Source organism: Streptomyces thermoalcalitolerans (assembly GCF_039525155.1).
GTDB lineage: Bacteria > Actinomycetota > Actinomycetes > Streptomycetales > Streptomycetaceae > Streptomyces > Streptomyces thermovulgaris.
Genome location: NZ_BAAAHG010000024.1, coordinates 56723 through 78885 on the forward strand (window position 1 = coordinate 56723; position 22163 = coordinate 78885).

General features: G+C 69.3%; 23 protein-coding genes, 1 tRNA gene and 1 pseudogene. 9 read left to right on the plus strand and 16 right to left on the minus strand.

Annotated elements, in window-relative coordinates; translation table 11 throughout:
• Positions 1 to 19: 19 nt before the first annotated feature.
• Positions 20 to 766, plus strand: a complete 747-nt coding sequence (locus tag ABD224_RS15885; protein WP_344050233.1) for a DUF6227 family protein — start codon at positions 20 to 22, stop codon at positions 764 to 766.
• A 39-nt stretch (positions 767 to 805) separates the two neighbouring features.
• Here ABD224_RS15885 and ABD224_RS15890 read toward each other — a convergent pair whose 3' ends face one another.
• The 6 genes from ABD224_RS15890 to ABD224_RS15915 form a co-directional block, all read right to left on the minus strand.
• Complete coding sequence (locus tag ABD224_RS15890) at positions 806 to 1060, minus strand: hypothetical protein (RefSeq protein ID WP_344050234.1); 255 nt, start codon at positions 1058 to 1060, stop codon at positions 806 to 808.
• Positions 1061 to 1210: 150 nt separating this feature from the next.
• On the minus strand, positions 1211 to 3415 hold the full coding sequence (locus ABD224_RS15895; protein ID WP_344050235.1) for a PTS fructose transporter subunit IIABC: 2205 nt from the start codon (positions 3413 to 3415) through the stop codon (positions 1211 to 1213).
• A 138-nt stretch (positions 3416 to 3553) separates the two neighbouring features.
• Positions 3554 to 4501, minus strand: coding sequence for a 1-phosphofructokinase (pfkB, locus tag ABD224_RS15900; RefSeq protein ID WP_344050236.1), 948 nt, complete (start codon positions 4499 to 4501; stop codon positions 3554 to 3556).
• Positions 4498 to 5259 carry a DeoR/GlpR family DNA-binding transcription regulator gene (locus tag ABD224_RS15905; protein ID WP_344050237.1) on the minus strand — a complete coding sequence of 254 codons (762 nt, stop codon included), beginning with the start codon at positions 5257 to 5259 and terminating at the stop codon, positions 4498 to 4500. The genes pfkB and ABD224_RS15905 overlap by 4 nt, the downstream gene beginning before the upstream one ends.
• Before the next feature lie 643 nt (positions 5260 to 5902).
• Entirely contained in the window at positions 5903 to 6901 is a 999-nt protein-coding gene (locus tag ABD224_RS15910) for a sigma-70 family RNA polymerase sigma factor (protein ID WP_344050238.1), read from the minus strand.
• Positions 6902 to 7380: 479 nt separating this feature from the next.
• On the minus strand, positions 7381 to 8172 hold the full coding sequence (locus tag ABD224_RS15915; RefSeq protein ID WP_344050239.1) for a dioxygenase family protein: 792 nt from the start codon (positions 8170 to 8172) through the stop codon (positions 7381 to 7383).
• Positions 8173 to 8291: 119 nt separating this feature from the next.
• On the opposite strand from ABD224_RS15915, the gene ABD224_RS15920 reads away from it, so the two are divergent.
• From ABD224_RS15920 to ABD224_RS15930, 3 genes are all read left to right on the plus strand, one after another.
• Positions 8292 to 8825 (plus strand): MarR family winged helix-turn-helix transcriptional regulator, encoded by a 534-nt coding sequence (locus tag ABD224_RS15920; protein ID WP_344050240.1) that lies wholly within the window; start codon positions 8292 to 8294, stop codon positions 8823 to 8825.
• Positions 8826 to 9267: 442 nt separating this feature from the next.
• Complete coding sequence (locus tag ABD224_RS15925; RefSeq protein ID WP_344050241.1) at positions 9268 to 10554, plus strand: M6 family metalloprotease domain-containing protein; 1287 nt, start codon at positions 9268 to 9270, stop codon at positions 10552 to 10554.
• Between the two features lie 341 nt (positions 10555 to 10895).
• Positions 10896 to 10971: transfer RNA gene (locus tag ABD224_RS15930), tRNA-Arg, on the plus strand.
• A gap of 55 nt (positions 10972 to 11026) precedes the next feature.
• Here ABD224_RS15930 and ABD224_RS15935 read toward each other — a convergent pair.
• The 10 genes and pseudogenes from ABD224_RS15935 to ABD224_RS15980 all read right to left on the minus strand — a co-directional run bounded on the left by ABD224_RS15935 (position 11027) and on the right by ABD224_RS15980 (position 17935).
• Complete coding sequence (locus ABD224_RS15935; protein WP_344050242.1) at positions 11027 to 12190, minus strand: tyrosine-type recombinase/integrase; 1164 nt, start codon at positions 12188 to 12190, stop codon at positions 11027 to 11029.
• The gene (locus ABD224_RS15940) at positions 12190 to 12372 is read right to left on the minus strand and encodes a helix-turn-helix domain-containing protein (protein ID WP_344050244.1); all 183 of its coding nucleotides are present in this window, start codon (positions 12370 to 12372) and stop codon (positions 12190 to 12192) included. Before ABD224_RS15940 ends, ABD224_RS15935 begins: the two co-directional genes overlap by 1 nt.
• Entirely contained in the window at positions 12365 to 13648 is a 1284-nt protein-coding gene (locus ABD224_RS15945) for a replication initiator (RefSeq protein ID WP_344050261.1), read from the minus strand. The genes ABD224_RS15940 and ABD224_RS15945 overlap by 8 nt, the downstream gene beginning before the upstream one ends.
• A 160-nt stretch (positions 13649 to 13808) precedes the next feature.
• Complete coding sequence (locus ABD224_RS15950; protein ID WP_344050246.1) at positions 13809 to 14054, minus strand: SpdD protein; 246 nt, start codon at positions 14052 to 14054, stop codon at positions 13809 to 13811.
• A 25-nt stretch (positions 14055 to 14079) separates the two neighbouring features.
• A complete protein-coding gene (locus ABD224_RS15955; RefSeq protein ID WP_344050247.1) occupies positions 14080 to 14274 on the minus strand; it encodes a hypothetical protein in 195 nt (64 codons plus the stop codon).
• Positions 14275 to 14289: 15 nt separating this feature from the next.
• Positions 14290 to 14482 (minus strand): annotated as a pseudogene (locus ABD224_RS15960) (mobile element transfer protein).
• Between the two features lie 11 nt (positions 14483 to 14493).
• Positions 14494 to 15150 carry a DUF2637 domain-containing protein gene (locus tag ABD224_RS15965; RefSeq protein WP_344050248.1) on the minus strand — a complete coding sequence of 219 codons (657 nt, stop codon included), beginning with the start codon at positions 15148 to 15150 and terminating at the stop codon, positions 14494 to 14496.
• An 88-nt stretch (positions 15151 to 15238) separates the two neighbouring features.
• Entirely contained in the window at positions 15239 to 16624 is a 1386-nt protein-coding gene (locus ABD224_RS15970) for an FtsK/SpoIIIE domain-containing protein (protein ID WP_344050249.1), read from the minus strand.
• Complete coding sequence (locus ABD224_RS15975; RefSeq protein ID WP_067396186.1) at positions 16624 to 16980, minus strand: SCO3933 family regulatory protein; 357 nt, start codon at positions 16978 to 16980, stop codon at positions 16624 to 16626. Before ABD224_RS15975 ends, ABD224_RS15970 begins: the two co-directional genes overlap by 1 nt.
• Before the next feature lie 166 nt (positions 16981 to 17146).
• Positions 17147 to 17935 carry a GntR family transcriptional regulator gene (locus tag ABD224_RS15980; RefSeq protein WP_344050250.1) on the minus strand — a complete coding sequence of 263 codons (789 nt, stop codon included), beginning with the start codon at positions 17933 to 17935 and terminating at the stop codon, positions 17147 to 17149.
• A 111-nt stretch (positions 17936 to 18046) separates the two neighbouring features.
• On the opposite strand from ABD224_RS15980, the gene ABD224_RS15985 reads away from it, so the two are divergent.
• The 5 genes from ABD224_RS15985 (at position 18047) to ABD224_RS16005 (ending at position 21881) form a co-directional block, all read left to right on the plus strand.
• Positions 18047 to 18454, plus strand: a complete 408-nt coding sequence (locus ABD224_RS15985; RefSeq protein WP_067396181.1) for an NUDIX hydrolase — start codon at positions 18047 to 18049, stop codon at positions 18452 to 18454.
• 46 nt (positions 18455 to 18500) lie between these two features.
• Positions 18501 to 18929 (plus strand): ATP-binding protein, encoded by a 429-nt coding sequence (locus tag ABD224_RS15990; RefSeq protein ID WP_344050251.1) that lies wholly within the window; start codon positions 18501 to 18503, stop codon positions 18927 to 18929.
• Complete coding sequence (locus tag ABD224_RS15995) at positions 18923 to 19309, plus strand: hypothetical protein (RefSeq protein WP_344050252.1); 387 nt, start codon at positions 18923 to 18925, stop codon at positions 19307 to 19309. The genes ABD224_RS15990 and ABD224_RS15995 overlap by 7 nt, the downstream gene beginning before the upstream one ends.
• 423 nt (positions 19310 to 19732) lie before the next feature.
• Positions 19733 to 21142 (plus strand): ApeA N-terminal domain 1-containing protein, encoded by a 1410-nt coding sequence (locus ABD224_RS16000; protein ID WP_344050253.1) that lies wholly within the window; start codon positions 19733 to 19735, stop codon positions 21140 to 21142.
• Positions 21143 to 21254: 112 nt separating this feature from the next.
• Entirely contained in the window at positions 21255 to 21881 is a 627-nt protein-coding gene (locus ABD224_RS16005) for a hypothetical protein (RefSeq protein WP_344050254.1), read from the plus strand.
• Positions 21882 to 22163 lie beyond the last annotated feature (282 nt).

The window sequence follows — 22163 nt, forward strand, 5'->3', positions numbered from 1 at the left end:
AGCAACGCCGGGAGAAGCCTTGAGCGTTCCGTACGGAACAACTGCGTACGAACCCCATGAGTCGCCCGAGTCTCCGGAGGAGCACCTTGCGCGGCTCCTCGGACGCACCCTGAACTCCTTCGAGCTGCCCGACGAGACGATACGACGGCTCGAAGGCGCGCTGGCGTACGACGGTTCGCTGCACTCGGCGCACCACAGTGCCGGGCTGCACCGCGAGACCTACCGGCACACCTGGCTGCTCGCCGACGGCTCGGCGCTCACCCTCTGGGAACTGGTGCACAACACCGCGCCGAGCGGCGAGACGCAGCACGAGGTGTACCTCGACGAGGAGGAGCTGGGCACGGCCACCGCCCGGCTGCCGCTCCCGCCGGACGCACCGTACCTGGAACTGCCGGCGCTGGTGCAGCTCGCGCCGGTGCCCGAGACACGGCACACCTACATCCCGGAGGGCTCGCCCGATCACGCACGCCGGCTGTTACGGCGCGCGGAGAACGCCGACCGGCCCGGCGCGGACATCGCCTCCCTGCTGGCGACGGCGTCGGGGCACCACATCACCCAGGCCTTCGGCCACCCCTGCCGGACGAGCCGTGCGGGGCTGTGCTTCTCGCTCTACGAGCACGCGTTCCTGCTGAGCAACGGTGCGGAGATCTCCCTGTGGGAGATCGAGCACACGGCGACCCCCGACGGACGCCACATGTGCGAGGTGTACGTGTCGGAGGACGCGGCCCGCAGCGCGATGGAACGGCGGGCGGCGCAGGCGTCGTAGAGACGCCGCAGCGGCAGAACCCGCCCGTACGGGGGTGGTTCAGGGGCTGTCGCTCAGTTGGCGTATCAGGCCCGCGAAGGCGTCCTGCTCCGCCGGGGTCAGTTCGACGAACTCACGGCGGGGGGCGGCCCCGGACTGCGTGGGGAAGCCCACCGGACGCCGGGCGGGATGCAGGTGAGCGGTCTCGAGGCGAAGGCTGCGTCGGATCTGCGCCATGCCGATGACGGCGGCGAAGGTCAGCGCGGCGGGCAGGACCACGCCGAACCACATCAGAAGGGAGACGTGCTCAGGCATGTCTCCCAGTAGACACCACGATCCGGGGCTTCCACCCCGGATCGTGACGCATCTCGCATGTGCTGTGAACAACTCATAGCGCCCCAATAAGGCACCAAAAGGGCAAGAGGACGGCAGGGGACCAGGAGACAAGGAGTTGTGTGTCTCCCGTCATGCGGCGACCGGCTGCTCCCGGTCGGCCGGTGTGTTCCGCGCTCCCTCGTCCGCTTCCCGGGCCGCCGCGCCCGGCACCGGCTTGCGCAGTGTCTTGAGGACGACCACCAGGGCCGCCGTGACGCACACGCCCGCCGCGACGGCAATCAGATAGAAGAAGGGGTTGCCGATGAGCGGGACCACGAAGACACCGCCGTGCGGGGCGCGCAGCGTGGCACCGAAGGCCATTGACAGGGCACCGGTGACCGCGCCGCCCACCATCGACGCCGGAATGACCCGCAGGGGGTCGGCCGCCGCGAACGGGATCGCGCCCTCGGAGATGAAGGAGGCGCCCAGGACCCAGGCGGCCTTGCCGTTCTCCCGCTCGGTCCGGTTGAACAGGGTGCCGCGCACGGTCGTGGCCAGGGCCATCGCCAGCGGCGGCACCATGCCGGCCGCCATCACCGCGGCCATGATCCTCATCGCGGAGTCACTGGGGTCGGAGACCGCGATGCCGGCGGTGGCGAAGGTGTAGGCGACCTTGTTGACCGGACCGCCGAGGTCGAAGCACATCATCAGGCCGAGCAGTGCGCCGAGCAGGAGGGCGTTGGTGCCGGAGAGGCCGTTCAGCCAGTCGGTCATGCCCTTCTGCGCGGTGGCGATGGGCTTGCCGATGACCACGAACATCAGGAACCCGGCCACCGCCGAGGAGAGCAGCGGGATCACCACCACCGGCATGATCCCGCGCAGGGATGCGGGGATGCGCGCCCTCTGGACCGCCCTCACCACACCACCGGCGATCAGACCGGCCGCCAGGCCGCCGAGGAAGCCCGCGTTGACGGTGAGGGCGATCGAGCCGCCGACGAAGCCGGGCACGAGACCGGGGCGGTCCGCCATGCCGTAGGCGATGTAGCCGGCCAGGACCGGGACGAGGAAGGCGAAGGCCACTTTGCCGATCTGGAACAGCAGGGCGGCCCAGCTGTCGGCCTGGGTCCACACGAAGTGCTCCGTCACCGGCGGCGCCTTGTCGATGTCGTAGCCGCCGATCGCGAAGCCGAGGGCGATCAGCAGACCGCCCGCCGCGACGAACGGCACCATGTAGCTGACGCCCGACATCAGCCACTTGCGCAGCTTGGTGCCGTAGCCCTCGCCCGCCTCGCCGGCCCGTTCGACCGGAGTGCCGCCGGGCGCCGCCGCGGTCACCTCTCCGCGGGCGGCCTTCTCCCGGACCTCGGCGATCAGTTCGGCTGCCCGGCTGATGCCCGCCTTCACGCCGACGTCGACGGTCGGCTTCCCGGCGAAGCGGTCCTTGTCCCGTACGGGGAGGTCATGCGCGAAGATGACGCCGTCCGCCGCCGCGATCACCGCCGGGTCGAGCCGGGTGAAGCCGGCCGAGCCCTGGGGTTCGACGGCGATCTCGACGCCCGCCTCACGGGCGGCGTTCTCCAGCGACTCGGCCGCCATGTAGGTGTGTGCGATGCCGGTGGGGCAGGAGGTGACGGCAACGATCCGGAACGGACGGCCGCCGGACCGCTCGTCCGCCTCGCCCTCGGCCGTGGTGCCCGTCGCGGTGCCGGAGGAGGCCGCCTCCGGCACCGCGACGGTGTCTTCGGGGGCACCCCCGGCCCGCGCGCCCCGGGGGCCCTGCGCGGAGGCGTCCGCGGTGTCCGCGGCGGAGCCCTCGCCCTGCGCCCGGACCGCGGACGCCGGTGCCTCGGACACCGGTGCCTCGGATGCCGAAGCCTCGGAGGTCGCACCCGCGGAGGCCTCGGTTGCCGGGGCCTCCTCTCCGCGAAGGAGCGCGGCCGCGGCCGCCGCGTCGTCCACCGACCGCAGCGCCGAGGTGAACCCGGTGTCCATCAGCCGCCGGGCCAGCGACGACAGGATCGTCAGATGGGCGTCGTCGGCACCGGCCGGCGCCGCGATCAGAAAGATCAGGTCGGCGGGGCCGTCCGCCGCACCGAAGTCGATCCCGGTCGCGCTGCGGCCGAAGGCCAGCGTCGGCTCGGTGACGTGCTCGCTGCGGCAGTGCGGGATGCCGATGCCGCCGTCGAGGCCGGTCGGCATCTGCGCCTCCCGGGCGGCCACATCGGCGAGGAAGCCCTCCAGGTCGGTCACCCGGCCCTGGGCCGCCATCCGTTCGGCGAGGGCACGTGCCGCCGCCTCCTTGGTGTCGGCGGACAGGTCGAGATCGACCAGGTCCGCGGTGATCATGTCGCTCATCGCCGGCTCCTTGGCGCGCGTATCGCCCGGTCCGTGGGGTGGGCGAGGGTGGGGACGGGGGTGCTGTGGGGGGGGAGGCGGAGGAAGGCGGGGATACCGCGGTGGTCGTACGGCATCCGGTGCGGGGCCGGCGGGCGGTCATGGCACCGGCTCCGTCAGCGGGCGGTCCAGGGGCACGTCCGCGGTGACCGACACCGCCGCCGGGTTCAGATCGGCGGGCGTCGGCATCACGCTGCCCGGCAGCCGGACGGCGGCGGCGCCGTGTGCGACGGCGAGGGCCAGGGCCCGGGGACCGGTGCCGCCGGCGACCAGGAAGCCGGCGAGGGAGGAGTCGCCCGCGCCGACGTTGCTGCGGACGGCGTCGACGGGTGCGCTGCCGTACCAGGTGCCGTCGCCGTCGACGAGCAGCTGCCCGTCGGCGCCCAGGCTGGCGAGCACGGTGCGGGCGCCCAGCCCGCGCAGCTCCTCGGCCGCCTTCACCGCGTCGCCGACCGTCACCAGGGGGCGCCCGACGGCTTCGGCGAGTTCCTCGGCGTTGGGCTTGACCACGTCCGGGCCCTCGCGCAGGGCCTCCAGCAGCGCGGGCCCGGAGGTGTCCAGCGCGATGCGCGCCCCGCCGTCGTGCACCCGCGCGACCAGGTCGGCGTACCAGGAGGGGGCGAGCCCGCGCGGCAGGCTGCCGCAGCAGGCGATCCAGTCGGCGCCGCGCGACTGCCGCCGTACGGTCTCCAGCAGCGCCTCCTGCTCCTGCGCCGAGAGTTCGGGCCCCGGAGCGTTGATCTTCGTCAGTACGCCGTCGGTCTCGGCGAGCGCGATGTTGGAGCGGGTGGCTCCGGCGATCGGGACCGGTGCGACCTCGATGCCCTGTGCGTGGAGCAGGTCCGCGACGAGCGCGCCCGGCGCACCGCCCAGGGGCAGCACGGCGACGGTGCGCCGCCCGGCGGCCGCGACCGCACGCGAGACGTTCACGCCCTTGCCGCCCGGGTCCATGCGCTCGCCGGTGGCCCGGACGATCTCGCCGCGCTCGAGCGAGGGGATCTCGTAGGTGCGGTCCAGGGAGGGGTTGGGGGTGACGGTGACGATCATGCGCGGACCACTTCCGTGCCGTCGCGCTCGAGGGCGGCCGCGTCCTCGGGGCTCAGCCCGCTGTCGGTGATCAGCAGATCCACGTCGCTCAGATCGCCGAAACGGGCGAAGTGCTCCTGGCCGTACTTGGTGGAGTCGGCGAGCAGCACCACGCGGCGGGCGGCGGCGATCGCCGCGCGCTTCACCGCGGCCTCGGCGAGGTCGGGAGTGGTCAGACCGTGCTCGACGGAGAATCCGTTGGCGGCGACGAACAGCACGTCGGCGCGGATCTCGCCGTAGGCACGCAGCGCCCAGGCGTCCACGGCGGCGCGCGTACGGGTGCGCACCCGTCCGCCCACGAGGTGGAGCTGCAGCCCGGGGTGGTCCGCGAGGCGGGCCGCGATCGGCAGGGAGTGCGTGACGACGGTGAGCTCGGCCTCCAGGGGGAGGGCGGCGGCCAGGCGGGCCACCGTCGTACCGGCGTCGAGGATGAGCGTGCCCTCGGCCGGCAGCTCGGCCAGGGCCGCCTTGGCGATGCGGTCCTTCTCCTCGGCCGCGGTCGACTCGCGCTCGGCGAGGTCCGGCTCGAAGTCGAGGCGGCCGGCCGGGATGGCCCCGCCGTGCACCCGGCGCAGCAGACCGGCCCGGTCGAGGACCTTCAGATCGCGGCGGATCGTCTCCGCCGTCACCTGGAACTCCTCGGCGAGCGACACGACATCCACCCGTCCGCCCTCCCGGGCGAGCCGGAGGATCTCCTGCTGCCGCTCCGCTGCGTACATGTCCGTTTGCCTCCGACCGATGTCCGAACCTGTGGCTCAGCCCGGAGACTACGCCGACATCCCCGAAAAGTAAACACACTCGGGCATCCAATCAGACATGAACGGACTTCCGCGCGGGGAAGGGCGAAGCCGGACCGCACCGGTCGGCCGTGCCCGTGCGGCACCCTCCGCCCTCCGGCGAGGAACCCGGGGTTCAGATCCGGGGCACCCTGCCTCTCCCGCACACCCGGACAGCACCCCGGCAGCACTCGGGCACGATCCACGATCCGGACGGCACCTGAGCGGACGGACAGCCCGACGGCGGCCGAATGAGACCGGACCGGCCGCACGAGAGCCGAAGGATCACCCCGGACAAAGGCGGAGCCGGGCTTCAGCGCTCGGGGGGAGGCACCGAAGCCCGGCTCGGGGAGAGTCCCGGCGCCGGGGGGAGTGCGTCGGGACTCGGCTCGGGGTGTTGGTACGTGCTCATGACATCAGGCACGTCCCGAAGGGACCGGAGCCGGCCCCCAGGGACGAACTCCTGGGTTTTGAAGGGTTGTTCCCACGGCCCCGCCGCTTGAAGCGACGGTACACGGCCATGTTTGCGCGGTCTTTCGCCACCGGGCGTACGCGGTCGGCGGCACCGCCGATACGGTCGCTCGCGTCACGCCGCCGCGTCGAAGCCGGTGTCACGGGCCAGCTTCTTCAGCTCCAGCAGCGCGTGCTTCTCGATCTGACGGATGCGTTCGCGGGTGAGGCCGTGCTCCTTGCCCACCTCGGTCAGCGTGCGCTCACGGCCGTCCTCGATGCCGTACCGCATCTTGATGATGGACGCCGTGCGCTGGTCGAGGCGGCTGATCAGCTCGTCCAGCTCCTCACTGCGCAGCAGGGTCAGCACCGACTGCTCGGGCGACACCGCGGAGGTGTCCTCCAGGAGGTCACCGAACTGGGTCTCGCCCTCGTCGTCCACCGACATGTTCAGCGAGACCGGGTCCCGGGCCCAGTCCAGGACGTCCGTCACCCGCTCGGGCGTCGAGCCGAGCTCCTCGGCGATCTCCGCGGGCTCCGGGTCACGGCCGTGCTCGCGATTGAAGTCGCGCTGCACACGGCGGATGCGTCCCAGCTCCTCCACCAGGTGGACGGGCAGCCGGATCGTACGGGACTGGTCCGCGATCGAGCGCGTGATCGCCTGGCGTATCCACCAGGTGGCGTACGTCGAGAACTTGAAGCCCTTGCGGTAGTCGAACTTCTCCACCGCGCGCACCAGGCCGGCGTTGCCCTCCTGGATCAGGTCCAGCAGGGGCAGGCCGCTGCGCGGGTAGCGGCGGGCGACGGCGACGACCAGGCGCAGGTTGGAGCGGATGAAGATGTCCTTGGCCCACTCCCCCTGGGCGACCAGGGCCTCGAGTTCCTCTCGGGTGGCGTCCGTCGTGGACTCCTCGTACCCGTCGAGGATCTGCTGTGCGAACACACCCGCCTCGATCATCTGGGACAGCTCGACCTCCTTGGCGGCGTCGAGCAGCGGTGTACGCGCGATCTCGTCGAGATACATGCCGACCAGGTCGCGTTCGGCGATCTCGCCGTCGTGGGCGCGAACACTGCTTGCCGCGTCGACCGTCTCGCCGATGGCGGACTGACGACGGGCGACGGCGCGGGTTGCCATGCGTGCTCCCTTGCGATGGTGGGGTCAGCGGGTGGTCCTCGGGACGCTTGGCACGCCCTCCAGAGTCCTGAGAACTCCGCTCGGGTGCCCTGCATCCGATGGAAACAACGACCTGAATCAGGACAGAATTCCCAAGCCACCCCCAATTTTTCTGATCATGCAGTACCCTGCCGCGCCGCAACCGCCCGGCCTCCTCGCCGACGGCCCGCACAACCGCAGGTCAGAGCGGGGCCGAGAGCTCCCCGAGAGCCTCCGTGGGCACCTTCGACACCCCCGGAAATGAGATCCCCCTCACACCAATGGAGCAGCAGTACGTCACTCTCGACCGCCTTCCACCCTTATGGACGAGCTGGACCGGCGGAAGGTTGCCGCAACCCCGGACTCTCGGGAAAATCCTCCCGCTCCGCACTCTCCTCATACGCAGCAAAGGCGCGCACGTCTCACTTCCCGGCCACATCGGCCGAACTTTCCCGGCCGCATCAGCCGAACTGCACCGACCTCTTCGCCAGCCCCATCCAGAAGCCGTCGATCACCGACTTCTGCGCGTCCAGCCCGCCGCCGGCCTCCGCGGCGCCCATGGTCACGAACAGCGGGGCGAAGTGCTCGGTGCGCGGGTGGGCGTAGCGGCCGGCCGGGGCCTTGTCGAGGAAGTTCAGCAGGGCGTCCCAGTCACGGGCCTCCAGGGCGCGCCGCCCCCAGTCGTCGAACTCCGCGGACCAGCTGGGGACGCCGTTGCCGGCGTACCGCAGCGCGGCCAGATTGTGGGTGAAGAAGCCGGAGCCGATGATCAGCACGCCCTCGTCGCGCAGCGGCGCGAGCCTGCGGCCGATGTCCATGAGCCGGACCGGATCGAGGGTCGGCATGGACACCTGGAGCACGGGGACGTCGGCCTCGGGGAACATCTCGGCGAGCGGCACATAGGCGCCGTGGTCGAGGCCGCGGTCGGGGACGTCCTGCACGGGCATGCCGGGAGAGCGCAGCAGTTTCCGCACGCTCTCGGCGAGTCCGGGGGCGCCGGGGGCGTCGTACCGCACCCGGTAGTAGCGCTCGGGGAAGCCCCAGAAGTCGTAGACGAGCGGAACGGTCTCGGTGGCGCCGACGGCCAGCGGGGCCTCCTCCCAGTGCGCGGAGACCACGAGGATCGCCTTGGGGCGGGGCAGGGCGGCGGACCAGGCGGCGAGCTGACCGGGCCAGACGGGGTCGTCCGCGAGCGGCGGGGCGCCGTGGCTGAGATAGAGGACGGGCATGCGCTCCGGGGCGGCGGTGGACATGACGGCGGCTCCCTCCGGTGCGGCGGCACCTGGAAACGATTTACTTGAACTCTAAAGTTCCATCTCGAGACTACGCCGCTTTTGTTTAATCTTCAAGCACCTGCTCGTACAGTGGACGCATGAACACGGCACCCGCATCCGCATCCGCGCCCGAGCCCGCCCCCACCGGGACCCACCGCTGGCTCACCGTCGAGGAGCAGCGCGTCTGGCGCTCCTACCTGCACGCCACCACCCTCCTCGAGGACCACCTCGACCGTCAGCTGCAGCGCGACGCGGGCATGCCGCACCTCTACTACAGCCTCCTGGTCAGGCTCGCCGAGGCCCCGGACCGCCGGCTGCGGATGACCGAGCTGGCCATGGACGCCAAGATCACCCGTTCCCGCCTCTCGCACGCGATCGCCCGCCTGGAGACGAACGGCTGGGTGCGCCGCGAGAACTGCCCCTCCGACAAGCGGGGCCAGTTCGCGGTACTGACCGACCAGGGCATGGACGTGCTGCGGCGTACCGCGCCGGGCCATGTGGCCGCCGTACGCCAGGCGCTGTTCGACCGGCTCAGCCCCGAACAGCAGAAGTCCCTCGGCGAGATCATGCAGATCGTCGCCGAGGGCCTCCAGCCGAACGAGGCGGGCGCGGACCTGCCCTGGCTCCGCTGAGGCAGGCACCGCCTCAGCGAGCGACGACCGGCCTCCGCCTCGTCCTTTCCTCACCGGTGGCACCTCGTACCCGACCGCCGCCCGAAGACACCCAGCCCCTACCGGACGGAGCCACAGGCAAGGGCACTGCTCACGCGCCCCGGGCCGAACGGGGAAGAGGCTCCCGGCCATGCCCCACCCCCCACAAGTCCCCTCCCCAGGACCCGCATCCGACCTGAGCCACCCTCACCCCGTCGCGCATCCCCCGGCCCCCGGACCACGCCCGCCCGGCCACCAATCCTGTACGCCCCGAACCACACCCACTTGGGCGCACCCGTTCCCACGTCCGGGCGAGGTGTCCCACGACCGGACGGCTCCAACGCGCGCCAACCGCCCCCGCAACACAGGGTGATGGCAGGGTGCAGCCGGAAACTGACGGCTGCCTGGCGTGAAGGGTTCCTGTATGCAGCCGCAGTCGCCCCGCCACCCGATACGCAAGCGCCGCGTGGCCGCCTTCGCCTCCGTCACCATGCTGACCCTCGCAGTCAGCACCTCCGCGGGAGCCGGGCACCTCACGGCGAGCGTCACGGGAAGCGGGGCCGGACCGGCCAGACTGTCCTTCTCCCCCGCCCTCACCCCCTGCATGATCAGCGGCTCCCCCGCCGTACAGATGTCGGAGGGCGTCCCCACCAGGGGCGCATACGCCCCCTCCACCGGCACCGTGCACGCCCTGACCCTGATGGTCGACTTCTCCGACGCGCCCGGCGAGGGCGACGCACTCGACCGCTTCCACGAGTTCTTCCCGCAGACCCAGGAGTGGTTCCGCACCGCCTCCTACGGCCGTCTGGACTACCGCCCGGCGGTTCCGATACGCGACTGGCTGCGCATGCCGAGACCGTTCGAGGAGTACGGCGTGGAGCGCGGCGCCCCGTTCGAGCCCGGCTACCGTCAACTGGTCCAGGACATAGCGAAGGCCGCCGGCCCGAAAGTGGACTTCCGGGACTACGACCTGGTCAACGTGCTGATGACCCCGAACGCGGGCCCCTCCGCCCTGGACACGGTCCTGTCGGTGACCTTCGCCGCCAACACCGGGGCCCCCGTCGTCAACGGCGTCACCCTCGCCAACGTCTCCTTCATCTACTCCCGCCAGGACGACGGCTCCGGCTCCTACGAGAGCACCGGCTACCGCGTCCTGCCTCACGAGAACGGCCACGTCTTCGGCCTGCCCGACCTCTACACCCAGGAAGGCGGGGTCGCGGTCGGCCACTGGGACATCATGAGCGAGGACTGGGGAGCCAACAACGACCTGCTCGGCTGGCACAAGTGGAAACTGGGCTGGCTGGACGCGGACCAGGTGAGCTGCGCGGCCAAGCCCGGCTCGACCGAGTACACCCTGACCCCCCTGGCACACGCGGGCGGCCCCAAACTCGTCTTCGTCCCCCTCGACAGACACAGCGGCTACGCCCTCGAGCTGCGCACCCTCGGGGGCAACGACGAGGCGGTCTGCCAGCCGGGCATCCTGATCTACAAGGTCGACGCGGAGGTCGACACCGGCCAGGGCCCGATCACGGTCCACGACGCCCGCCCGAACTCCGACGGCTGCACACGCAGCCCCAACGTCCAGACGGAACTCTCCGACGCCCCTTTCGCCCCGGGCCAGACGTTCAAGGACCCCAAGGCACGCATACGCATCGACGTGACATCGGCGGACCTGAAGGGAAACTACCGGGTACGAGTGACACGGCAGTGACACACCGTGCAGCCCTGCCGCAGCGATGACGCCCCAACGCCGGCACCCTGATGGACGAAGAACCGGCCTGACAGACGAAGAACCGGAACAGGATGTGCGCGCGATCGCGCCCCGTCCAGAACCGCACAAGCACCACGCTCACCGCCTCGAACATCCCCCTCCCGCACGCGGCCCCACACCCGCGAGGAGTGTCTCGCCCCCTTCCTCCCCGCCCTGCGCCGAGCACCCGCACTGATCAAAGCGGACCTCACAGGACCATCCGCCTCACGCATGTCCCCCTCGCCTGACCCACCCGCCCTCAATCCGGTACGCTGACGCCTGTGACCCCAAGGTCACGACTCGCCTTCGTAGCTCAGGGGATAGAGCACCGCTCTCCTAAAGCGGGTGTCGCAGGTTCGAATCCTGCCGGGGGCACCAGCCAAAAGGCCCCGGATCGATCATGGTCCGGGGCCTTTGACATCCACTTCTGACATCAACGAGGGCGGTCACCGACGACCGAACGCCTCCTGAGCAGGCGGTCCATGTGGCTCATGGCCTCCCGCTGCGTGTCCTGCACGACGTGCGTGTACACGTCCATGGTGATGCTGATCTGGAAGTGGCCCAGGATCTCCATCACCACGCGGGGCGCGACCCCGGCCGCTGTAAGAAGCGTGGCCGTGCCGTGCCGGGCATCGTGCAGCCGGATCACCCGAAGGCCGGCGGACCGGGCGACACGGGTGAAGGAGCGGTACAGGTTCCGCGGCTCGACCGGGCGACCAGTGCGAGTGGTGAAGACATAGTCCGACTCCTGCCACCTCTCCCCCGCCTTGGCGCGGGCAGCCGCCTGCCGCATCCGGTGCCAGCGCAGAGGCGCGACGCAGAGCGCGGGCAGCGGGACGGCGCGGCGACGGCGGCTCTTGGGATCGTCGTCGTACAGCACGCCCCGGCGCCGCTGCACCTGCTGGCGGACGTAGAGGACGCGGTTGTCGAGGTCGATGTCCGACCAGCGCAGGCCGACGATCTCTCCTCGGCGAAGCCCCAGGGCGATGGCGAGCACGAAGGCCGCATAGAGCGGGTCCTTGCGCGAGGCGGCCAGGAAGTCGAGCGTCTCGTCCAGGCTCCAGGGCTTCAGCTCGCGCTTGTCGGTGCGCGGCGGTTCGACGAGCTTGGCGACGTTTCGCGTGATCAGCTCCTCACGGCAGGCGGAGGACAGTGCCGAACGCAGCACACGGTGTGCTTCCTTGGCCGTCGCTGCCGTGGTCTTCTCCTCCAGGCGGACGAGGAAACGGCGCACGTCGGCTACGCCGAGGGATTCAAGCCGCTTCGCGCCGAGCATCGGCACCAGGTAAAGCCGGACATGTGCCTCGTACTTGTCGTACGTGCTGAGCTTCCGCCGGGGCTTGATGACGTTCTCCAGCCAGTACGGCAGCCACTCGGCGAGCCTGGCCGACCGTGTCGGCACGGGCACGCCCTGGTCGACCTTTTCGAGCAGCTCCCGGCGCTTGGCATCGCACTCGGCCCAGGTCTTGCCGTAGGCGAACTTGCGGGCACGGGTGCCGTCCGGCTGAAGCACGTAGACCGCGCACTGATAGCGGCCGTCCTTGCGCTTGGTGATCGTGCCCGCGCCGTTCGGATTGCGTTTGCGCTGCTGTGCCATCAGGCGGCCGCCTCCAGTTCGTTGGTGATGTACTCGCGGACGGCCAACGCCGGGATGCGGCGGCACCGACCGATGGTGATCGAGGGCAGGCGACGGGACCGGATCAGGTCGTAGACCTTGGAGCGACCGACCTTCAACCGCGCCATCACCTCGGGCACTGTCAGCAGCTCGTCATCACGCATGGGTCGGTTCTCCTTCCGTTCCGGGAGCTGGTTCGAGGGATGCGGCGAGCCAGGCCTCGGCGTGGGACAGGCCGGTTCCGGCGAAGACCCAGTGGGCGAGGACGTATGTCGTGTCGGGCTCGGGACCGTTGGCCGCAGCGACTTGCGCCCGGCGCCATGCGGCGCGGGCGTCGCGCAGGGCGCCGAGGGTGGTGGAGTAGCAGCGGGATTTGGTGGAGAAGTGGCCGCGGAAGCCGAGCATGTGGGCCCAGGCCCGCAGGCGGAGATGTTCCAGGTCTTTGCGGGCACCGAGGGTCCAGGCGGTGCGGATGAGCCGGCGGGCGTGGTCGCTGATGTCGAGCTGGGCCAGTTCGGCCGCGAACTTCAGCGGCCGGTCGAGAGCGCCCGTGGCCGTCTCGGCGCCCTTGGTGGCGTACTTGGCGATGTAGGCCGCCACGGCCCGTTCGGTTAACTCCTGGCCGCCTGTGAAGTCGGCGGAGCGGATGGTGCGCACGTCGAGCTGTCGGCCGAAGCTGAAGGTGTGGGCGCGGCCGTCGACGACCGGACCGTCCACGCGGACCCTTGATGCTGCGGCGCGGATGGCATCGGTCAGCAGCTCGGCCGTGGCCCAGATAGGAGGCGGAGTGTCGCCGCCCTCGGGCCCGTCGAGACGGATCACGGCGTGGAAGTGGACGGCACCCCGCTTCTGGTACTCGGCCACCTTGGCGAAGGACACGCGCGCGTGCTCGCGGAATTGTCGCTGGGACAGGCCCGCGCGCTTGGCGACCTCGCGGCGCAGGTAGGTCGAGAAGCGCCGCCAGAGCGCGCCGGCATGGGCGTTCCACAGCACGGCCGCTTCGTAGTCGTAGGACTCCGGGTCGAGGGGCGTTCCCAGGACGGCGTCGCCTTCCTCGTGCCGGATGCCGCAACGGCAGTTACGGCCGCCGGAGGGGCGGTTGTGGACCGGGCCGAAGCTGGGGGCGGTGAAGGTGGCGAAGACGCGCGGGTGCGCGGCGACCTGTTCGGGCAGGCCCTTGCCACCGCGCAGCCCGGCGGTGATCAGGTGGAAGGTGTCGCGGCGGTACACCTCGGCGCAGGCCGGACAGCGGGTCGTGCGGCGGTTGTTGCAGCGGACGAGGAGCTGACCGGCGGGCAGGTCGGCCGAATCGAGGTGGTGCAGGACACGGCCGATCTCGCCGGTGACCGTGTCGACGTCGTACTCGGTGCGGTGACCGTCGAGGCGGATCGGGTTGGTGCAGCCGCCGAGCCCGGAGAGCTGCCGGAGGATACCGGGCAGGGTGCCGTGCGCGGCGAGTCTGGCCAGTTCCGGGAGCGGTGGCGGGGTGGAACAGGTGAAGATGGCTTGTCTCCTTCTGGCTGTTCGGGTCGGGAGTGAGGGCCCGGGGCGGCCGGATGCTTGGCGGTGTCGTGGCCGCCCCGGGGCGAAGTGATCGGGCTCAGCGGCGGTGGTGCTCGCGGAGCAGGGAGCGCAGGACGACGGCGGCGACGGCCACCGAGACGGCCGAGACGGCGACGGCGGCCAGGAGCGCGGTCAGGACCACACCGCCGGTGAGCACGGCCACGACCGCCCCGGTACCGATCGAGACGGGCGGCAGCGAGCGCCATACAGGCGACGGGGCGGCCGGGATGTGGGTGTGCGCGGGCGGCGGGGTCGGGCTGTCGGGGTACTTGGGCAGCAGCACGACGGAACCTTCCTTATCTACTCGTCTAGTCATGTGAGCCGTTGATGATGTCCACGCCCGAACGTGTGCCGGACTCGATGGCGGGGGCGAGGAAGGTGTGCGAGAGCCAGAAGCCGAAGAGGGCGACCAGGACGACGACCCAGGTGCGGACGCCGAGGAACTTGACCGCTCCCCAGGCGAAGAAGCCGAGGACGACGACGAGCGGCAGGCTGACGGTCACGGGTTGCGGGTCCTTTCAGCGGACGGGGCAGCGGTGGGTGCGGGCGGCCAGCTCGGCGCCGGCCCGGCTGTCGTAGTCGGCGGAGAAGCCGCAGCGCGGGGCCGTGCAGGCGGCGGTGTGCTTCTCGCGGCCCCGGGCCGTCGTACGACGTGCCGACCTGGACGGGGCCGATGCGGACGACGGCACGGAAACGGCGATTCGTGCTCATGGGAATTCCTCTCAGAGACGGGCGGCGATCGCTTCGGCGAGTGGCGCGGGAACGCCGAGGCGGGCGCGCAGGGTCGAGGTGTCCATGGGTGTTCCGGTGCGGTTGTGGTGCTCGGCGGCGATCTTGCGGGCGTGCTCGACGAGCGCGGCCGGGACGGTCACGGTGGGCTGCACGGGTACAGCCGCGGACACCGGTTCCGGTGAGGCGGCCGGCTCGGCCGGCTCAGGAGTCGGATCGGGCGCGTCTTCCTGGCCGTCCTGGTCGTCGACCACGTCAGCGCTGTCCGGGGCGCTGACGGCGGACGTCGACGCCGTATGGGCGAGCAGCGTGCCGCCGAGGAAGCCGACCGCAGGCCATCCGGCGACGAGGATGCGCAGCCAAGCCGGGACGTGCTGCATGTCGAGCAGGCCGGCGGTGGCGACGTTGGCGCCGAGGGACGCGGCGAGGGCGATGACGAACCAGCACCATCCGGCCGCTTTCGCAGCGCCTGACCGCAGTCGGCGCCATGCGGCGACGAGCAGCAGGTCGACCGAGACGGGGTAGGCCCATGCCTTCCACCCGTCCTGTCCGGCCGCCGCGGCGATGTCGTGCAGGTGGGAGAAGGACAGTGCCCCCGCGATGAGCGCTTGGACGAGCACCGCGTCGACACGGGCCAGGTGAGCACGCATGACGCGGCTCCTTCCGGAATCGGGCATGACGGGGTAGGGACGTGGCGTGAGACAGTCACGCCGACCGAGTGCCGAGGTGGGGCGAGAGTCAGTCGGTCGCCGGAAGCGGCTGGACGACCGGCGTCGGGATCTCGACGGGACCGGCGGGAACGTCTGGGACGTCGGGACGGAACGGCTTCAGTGCGGGCACGTCGGGTGTGAGGTGCGCCGACTCCTGACAGATACGGGCCGCGTCACCGAGGGAGAGGCAGGGCGTGCGGATGCGGGACCAGCCGCCGGAGGTGTCACCGGCCACGGCCAGGCCCGGACGTTCGGGGGCGATGGCACAGGCAGCCGCGACCGCTTCGGGGGCGATGTCGCCGAGCGCCATTTTCGCGGAGGCTTCGTCGTTGACGCGATGGCAGACACGGCCGGTGAGCTGGGCCCGCAGCATCGTGGCTCCCTTGCCCAGTTCAGCACCGAAGCGCTGCCCGCAGACCTCCAGGTGGATACCGGCGGCCCGGCCGAGCTGGGCGAGGCGGATGAGCTGGGTGACCATCTCGTCGCGCCGTTCCTCGTCCTTCTTCGTGGTGACGAGGAAGAGTTCGGCCACCTCGTCGACGAACACCACGACGGGCACCGGCCGTTCGCTCTCGGGCAGGCCCCAGATGTCGGAGGTGATCTCTTCTGCCGGGGTGCCGGGTGCGATGTTCTGCCGGGCTTTGATCAGGTCGTATCGTTCCTCCATCTCCTTGACGAGCACGGGCAGCAGTTCGGCCGCCTGTTCCGGGTCGGTGGCCAGTGCGGAGAGCCGGTCGGCGAACGGGGCCAGCTCCACGCCCCGCTTGCAGTCGATGCCGACCAGGGCGACCGGTTGACGGGCGAGTCCGGTGATGAGGTGCCGCAGGTACATGGACTTGCCGGACCGCGTGGCGCCCAGGGTGAGTTGGTGCGGGATGGTGCGGTAATCGCGCACGAACGGGGTGGCGTCCTCACGGAGCGCGACCGGCACTCGCAACAGCCCCTCGTCGCGCTTGCGCGGCATTCGCACCCGCCGCAGGACATCGAAGCCGACGAGACGCAGCTCGATCACGCCCGGCTTGACCGGTGTCACGTAGACGGCGTGGACGCCCCAGGCGTGCCGCAGCCGTTCCGCCGAGGCGGCGACGTCGGCCGGCTCCTGCCCCGGAGCGAGCCGAAGGCGGAGCCGTAAGCCGGTCGAAGTGGGCCGGATGATGCCCCGGCGGGGAGGCACGGGCCGTACCTCACGGCGAGTGGTGGCCCTGACCGCCAGGGCCCGCCACCGGGACGGCGCCACGGTCAGCCCGCACGCCTCCATCACCGAGCCGTACGAGCCGAGCAGCCGGACGACGGAGATCGGCAGGCCGACCGTGGACCAGTAAACCGCCGGATACTTGGTCCGGGCGTAGGCAGCCCCGCCGCCGAGCGCGACGAGAGGGCCGCCCACCTCCAGGAGTGTCGTCAGGTCGGTCATCAGGCCGTGGCCCCCATGGCGGCCGGGAAAGCGGCCGGAGTGACGGCGGCGGCCCGGAAGGCGATGCCGTGCCGCTGCTGTCCGTTGAAGACGCTCTCCCACGGACGGGCCGCCAGCCCCGGCAGCGAGACCGGCGAGCCGAGGGCGAGCCCCTCGGACACTCCGCTCTCCGGAACGGTGACCTTGATCAGCGACGACTCGCCGTCCTCGATGTACACGACGCCGACCGTCATCAGCGCTTCACCGCTCACGGCGTCCTTGGCGATCTCGCCGGTCCGCCGGTCGCGGACCTTGGGCTCGGGGGCTTCGGTGAGCAGGATCGTGGCCGCCGAGGTGTCGACGCGGATGGTACGCAAGGCTTCTTCCTATCTACTCGTCTATACAAGAGACGTCCCGCGAACCCGCTTGCCGGGATCACGCGAACACCTTGCCATACGACTTGCCCACTCGTCTATACGAGTAGGCGTGTCGGTGTGTACGAGTTCGGAGAACCAGCCCTGCGCACCACCGCCGCTCACGCGATCACGTCGCCGGGAGCTGGTACGACAGCACGTAGGCGTCCGCCGCCATCACCGTGTCGCACACCTCCACGGCCCGCCCCTCGGTGTCGAAAGCGGTCCGGATCAGATGAATGACCGGCACGCCGGAGGCCAGCCGCAGCGTCCGCACCTCGTCCGGGGAGGGCATCCGGGCACGGATCTCCTCCTCGAAGTGATCAAGGCGGTGCCCCAGCTCCTCGAGCCGGGCGTAGATGCCGCCGGGCCCGGGGTTGGGCTCGGCGATCGGCGTACCGCGGGCGATGTCGAGCGGCAGATAGGAGGTGGCGAACTCCACCGGTCGCCCGTCGAGCAAGTACCGGCGCCGCCGGGCGAGCACGCGTCGCACCGACCCGAGCCGTGCGGAGATGTCCGGGCCGGCCTTCTCCTCCTTCACCTCCAGACTGTCGACCTGGGGATGACTGCCGACCGCGTCCGCTTCCACGAGGAAGGCGGACTTGCCCTGCTCCCGGTGCTTGCGGGCGAAGCGGTCGGAGGCGAGCCGCCGCACGGGGGGCCGCGGGCGGACGAACACACCCTTGCCGTGCTCGGCCTGCACGAGCCCCTCCCCCTGGAGAACGGCGAAGGAGTTTCGAACGGTCATACGGGAAACCCCATAATGCTCGACGAGTTCAGCCTCGGAGGGCAGCTTTTCGCCCTCGCGGAATCGCCCACGGTCGATGGCCTCGCGCAGCTGGTCGGCGATCTGCCGGAAGACCGCACGATCGCTCGTGGGGTCGAGATCACCGAGGAGGCCGGAAGGGAGAGGGCTCACGTCTTTGTACTCCTTTAGGTATCTAGACGAGTGGGCGAGTTTTATTGCTACGGTGGAGAGCCTAGTCAGCCGAGAGGGCCGAGGAACGTGAGCACTGATCGCCCGCACTCCGTGAGCGTTGCCGGAGTCGTCGTCGACGACCAGGGCCGCGCCCTCTTGATCCAGCGCCGTGACAACGGCAAGTGGGAGCCCCCGGGCGGTGTCCTCGAACGCGAGGAGACCATCCCCGAGGCCCTGCAACGCGAAGTCCTCGAAGAGACCGGCATCAAGATCGCGCTTCCGGCGACCCTGACCGGCGTCTACAAGAACATGAAGGGCTTGATCGTCTCCCTGGTCTTCCGCTGCGAGGCCGCCGACGGCACGCCCACCACCGGTGACGAGACCCGCGCACTGCGCTGGGCCACCCGAGAAGAAGTTTCCGAGCTTGCCGACGAGGCGTACGCGATCCGTGTCCTGGATGCACTCGACGCGGCGTCCCCGCCGGCCATACGCGCCCACGACGGCGTAAAACTCGTCTAGCCCGAACCCGCTGCACATGGCGGCCTACCAGCACGAAGGAACTTGTATGCACGAGTATACGAGTGGGGCCCGGGTCTGGGGGCTCAGTTGCCCAGGATTTCCGGAAGAGGTCAGCAGAGCCCGCCGTTGGACGCGGGACATCCTTCGCGGTTCCCCCTTGGCGGAGGACGCCGAACTGATCGTGAGCGAGCTGAGCGCGAACGCGATCCTCCACACGGCCAGCGGCCGGCAGGCAGGCAACTTTCATCTGGCCTTAGCCGTCTCCCCCCAAGCGATCGCCCTCTCGGTCACGGACGACGGAGGCACAGGCACGGCCCCGAAGATCGAGCACCGGGACCAGCACGCCGAACACGGCCGAGGACTGAGCATGGTCAGCGCACTCGCCCACCGAGTCGTGGTCCACAAAAGCCGAAGCGGCCACACGGTCACCGTGGAACTCGTCACCGACGCACGTCCAGGAGGCCACCCGTGCTGAGGGACAAGCCCCGCCGCGGCTACTGGTGCGAGTGCTGGACCGAGAACCTGCGGGACACGACGGAGGGACCGGTATTCCGGGCATCCTTCGACGCCTACTCAGCAGCCCAGGCAGACAGATGGGTGGCGGTCGCCCTACGGACGATCACGCCGGCACTCGACGCGGAAGCCTCGGACGATGCATGGGCGTGGCTGTACGAGGGACGCGTCGAGACAAGGCGCGCTCTGCTGCGCTCCGAGGCCTGCATGGTGACGATCACACACGCCAGCACCCGCATCACGTGGACGATCCGACCAGCGCTCTTCCTCCCGCTGGCCCACCGTCAGGGAACCGAACTCCCCATGTGCGCCTACGCCTTCAAACCCCACGTCACCGACTGAGTTACAACTTTCTCTACTGGTTCAAGGCCCGCGCACGGCGCGGGCGCGCGCCGCCTCTGCGGCGCGGCCTGCCTCCTGTCTCCGCCCCGGCTGGCCGCGCCCGGCGGCGCGCTCGCGAGCTGCGGGCATGAAGTGGGAGACACCCCCTGTGGCTGGGGCGGTCGGCTCCACGGCTTTAGGCAGCCACTTTGGGGCGAGCCTCTAAGATCATGGCCCCAACGTCGTGCTTTAACGGGCAGGTCCACAGACTGCCCGACGCGCCGGAAGCTTACGGGGCCATGATCACTCGCCCCAAAGCAGCTCCAGCCCAAAGCCGCTCCGCCGACCTCGTACGGAACCTCGGCTAGTACCTACAAAAGGTCAGTGCTCTCACCCGCGCCGCTCTAACATGAGGCCCGTAGGTCGGCCGAGGAACGGATTGTCATGGCTGCGCGACGCTCTATAAAGTTCGGCGAATCAATCACTGGAATGCTGATCGACGGCATTGATGAAACACCGTATGTCGCAGCAACTCTTCACCTCGACGAATCCACCGGCGTGCAGGTCGAGGTTCCTTACATGGATATCCCTGGAACCTCTCAATTCGACGCCACCGTACAGTGGTTCAAGTCGGGTAAGACTCCGAAAAACTTGGTTCTAACGTCACTCGAAGGGGATGTTTCACTCTTCGATTGCCGCGATTCCGGCAACACTACAAATTATCCCAGAGGAATCGGAATCGGGAAGATAACGCCAGCTAATCTCGTCCTCCATCGGAGGGATGGAGACTTTCACGCTCCTCTGAAAGTGAAGGAAATGAGGTCACGCATTGATGGCCTCATTGACTGGACCCGATTTGGGGCCATAAACAGAACTGCTGAGGTCGATGACGAGAACCTTGTAAAAAAGGTGACCATCGAGGTAGCAAGTCTGCATGAGGTGAAATGGCGACAGCAATCCGCCACAATGAGGTTGGGTAGCGATTGGAACATCGACCCTGAACGAAACAGCGTCACAGTGAACGAAACCGTGTCACTCACCAGCTCATTCGATGAACCCCAGTCGATCGATACGCATCTAGCAGAGCACCGTAAGGTCGCTGCGCTTCTCTCTTTCATCTTCGGCTGCGCCATCTACTTCCGTCGTCATGACATCAGGGATCCCCTATTCACGGGGAAGACGCTTAACGGCCGAGTCGTTGAACAGCCCTTTTATCAGCTGATCAGCCGAAGCACGGTGAAAGAGAGCGCGAAGCCTGAACCCTCTCAAGGTAAGCTAATCCGCCCACTTGTCGACTTCAAGATGATGTCACCTCGCGGGCTGGAATGCTGGGCGCAGAAGTACGATGAGTGGTCTCGCTTTATTCACCCCGCGGTCAGTGCACTGAATCGGCCCGGAGCAATTCTTGAGAACCTGGTCGTGAATGCGGCTATGAGCATGGAGGCTGCTGGCAGCTTGATTGGTGACGTGGATGGAGAATCTGCGACGCACAGTCGCGGAGGGAGGCCAACGACAGCTACATACATGTATCGCTGCCTCAAGAAGTCCGGGTGGGAGTGGTCGGCTATCTGTACTTCGGTTACTGGCCTCGCGCGGGCAATTGCGAACAATTACAATACGATCAAACATTTCGATCGAGGTCAATTCCCGGATCCGACGGAAACCTACCTCGTCAGTTCCGTGGCCGCTCTCGTTGTTCGCATGCTCGCTATGCGAATTGCGCGACCAGATCAGGGTGCGACGGAACTCTTCGGTGAACGAATCCATGATTTCGATCGCCTCAAGGATGAGTTCGAAGCATATGGAGTCATCGTGGATGACACCGGCAAGTTTGTGACTCCGTCCGGTACTTGAGGAGTCCGCCCGACGAGTGTGTACGACCCCGTCTGGCTAAATCGCTCCCTTGTGTGCCCTTCGTGTACGTGTCACACAGTTCAGAGGCGCGGCCTGGGGGAGGGAGTACTGCATGTCGGTATTGGGTGGCTATCCGGTAGGACCGTCGGCCTGGGCCGTCGAGCGGTTTGGGCGGCATGCCGGCGCGGTGGCCGCTGCGGTTCCGGTGCAGCTGGCCGAGGCGCACGCGAAGGCTCATGCCGCGCACCTCGCTGCGGGGCTGAAGAAGCGGAGTCCGTACGGTGTCGCCCTGGCGGGTCTGGTGCGCGAGCACCTGGCGGAGACGGCACGTGAGCTGGGGGAAGCCGTACGAGACGTACGCGGATACGAGTACGCAGTGATCAACGATCACGCACTCTTCCCCTTCCGCTACGCCGACAGGCCCAGGCCACTGGACCGGGCCCGGCTGCCCGCCAACGCGTCGCCCACGCGGCAACGGCTGTTCCGGGCGCACGGGCCGCAGCCTCCGGAGACCCTGTTCGACATCGATGAGGACCTGTTGACCGAGGAGTACCTAGGGCTGCACGAAGCGTTCGAGGAGCTGGGAGCTTCCACCAGGCTCGTCTGTGTGTTCTTCACGGCTGACGCCGAGCATGGCATCCATGCCATTCACTGGGGTGACGCCCATCTCGAACCCGATCGCACCTTCACATGGCCGTACAGGGAACAGCTCCCGGTCGCTCCAGCGCAGATGGAATGACGGCCGTGGCGCTGCCACCTGGGCACCTGCGGCGACGGCAGACTGAGTCCTGGGCCGTCCGAGGTCGACCAACGCTGACAGTTGGTACCCACGGGTGACCACCCCCACCCCGCTCTGGCCTGGGCTCCCCGAGTCGATCTGCGACACTGGTACTGCCATGCCTAAGCCCGGAGAACTGGCCTAATCGCAATACCGGTGATTTAGGTTGTTTTCCGGCTGGTGGGGGTGGCTCTGGTCGGCCCGACCAGCCGGACCGTTGGGGTGTCCGGCCGTGGTGGGCTG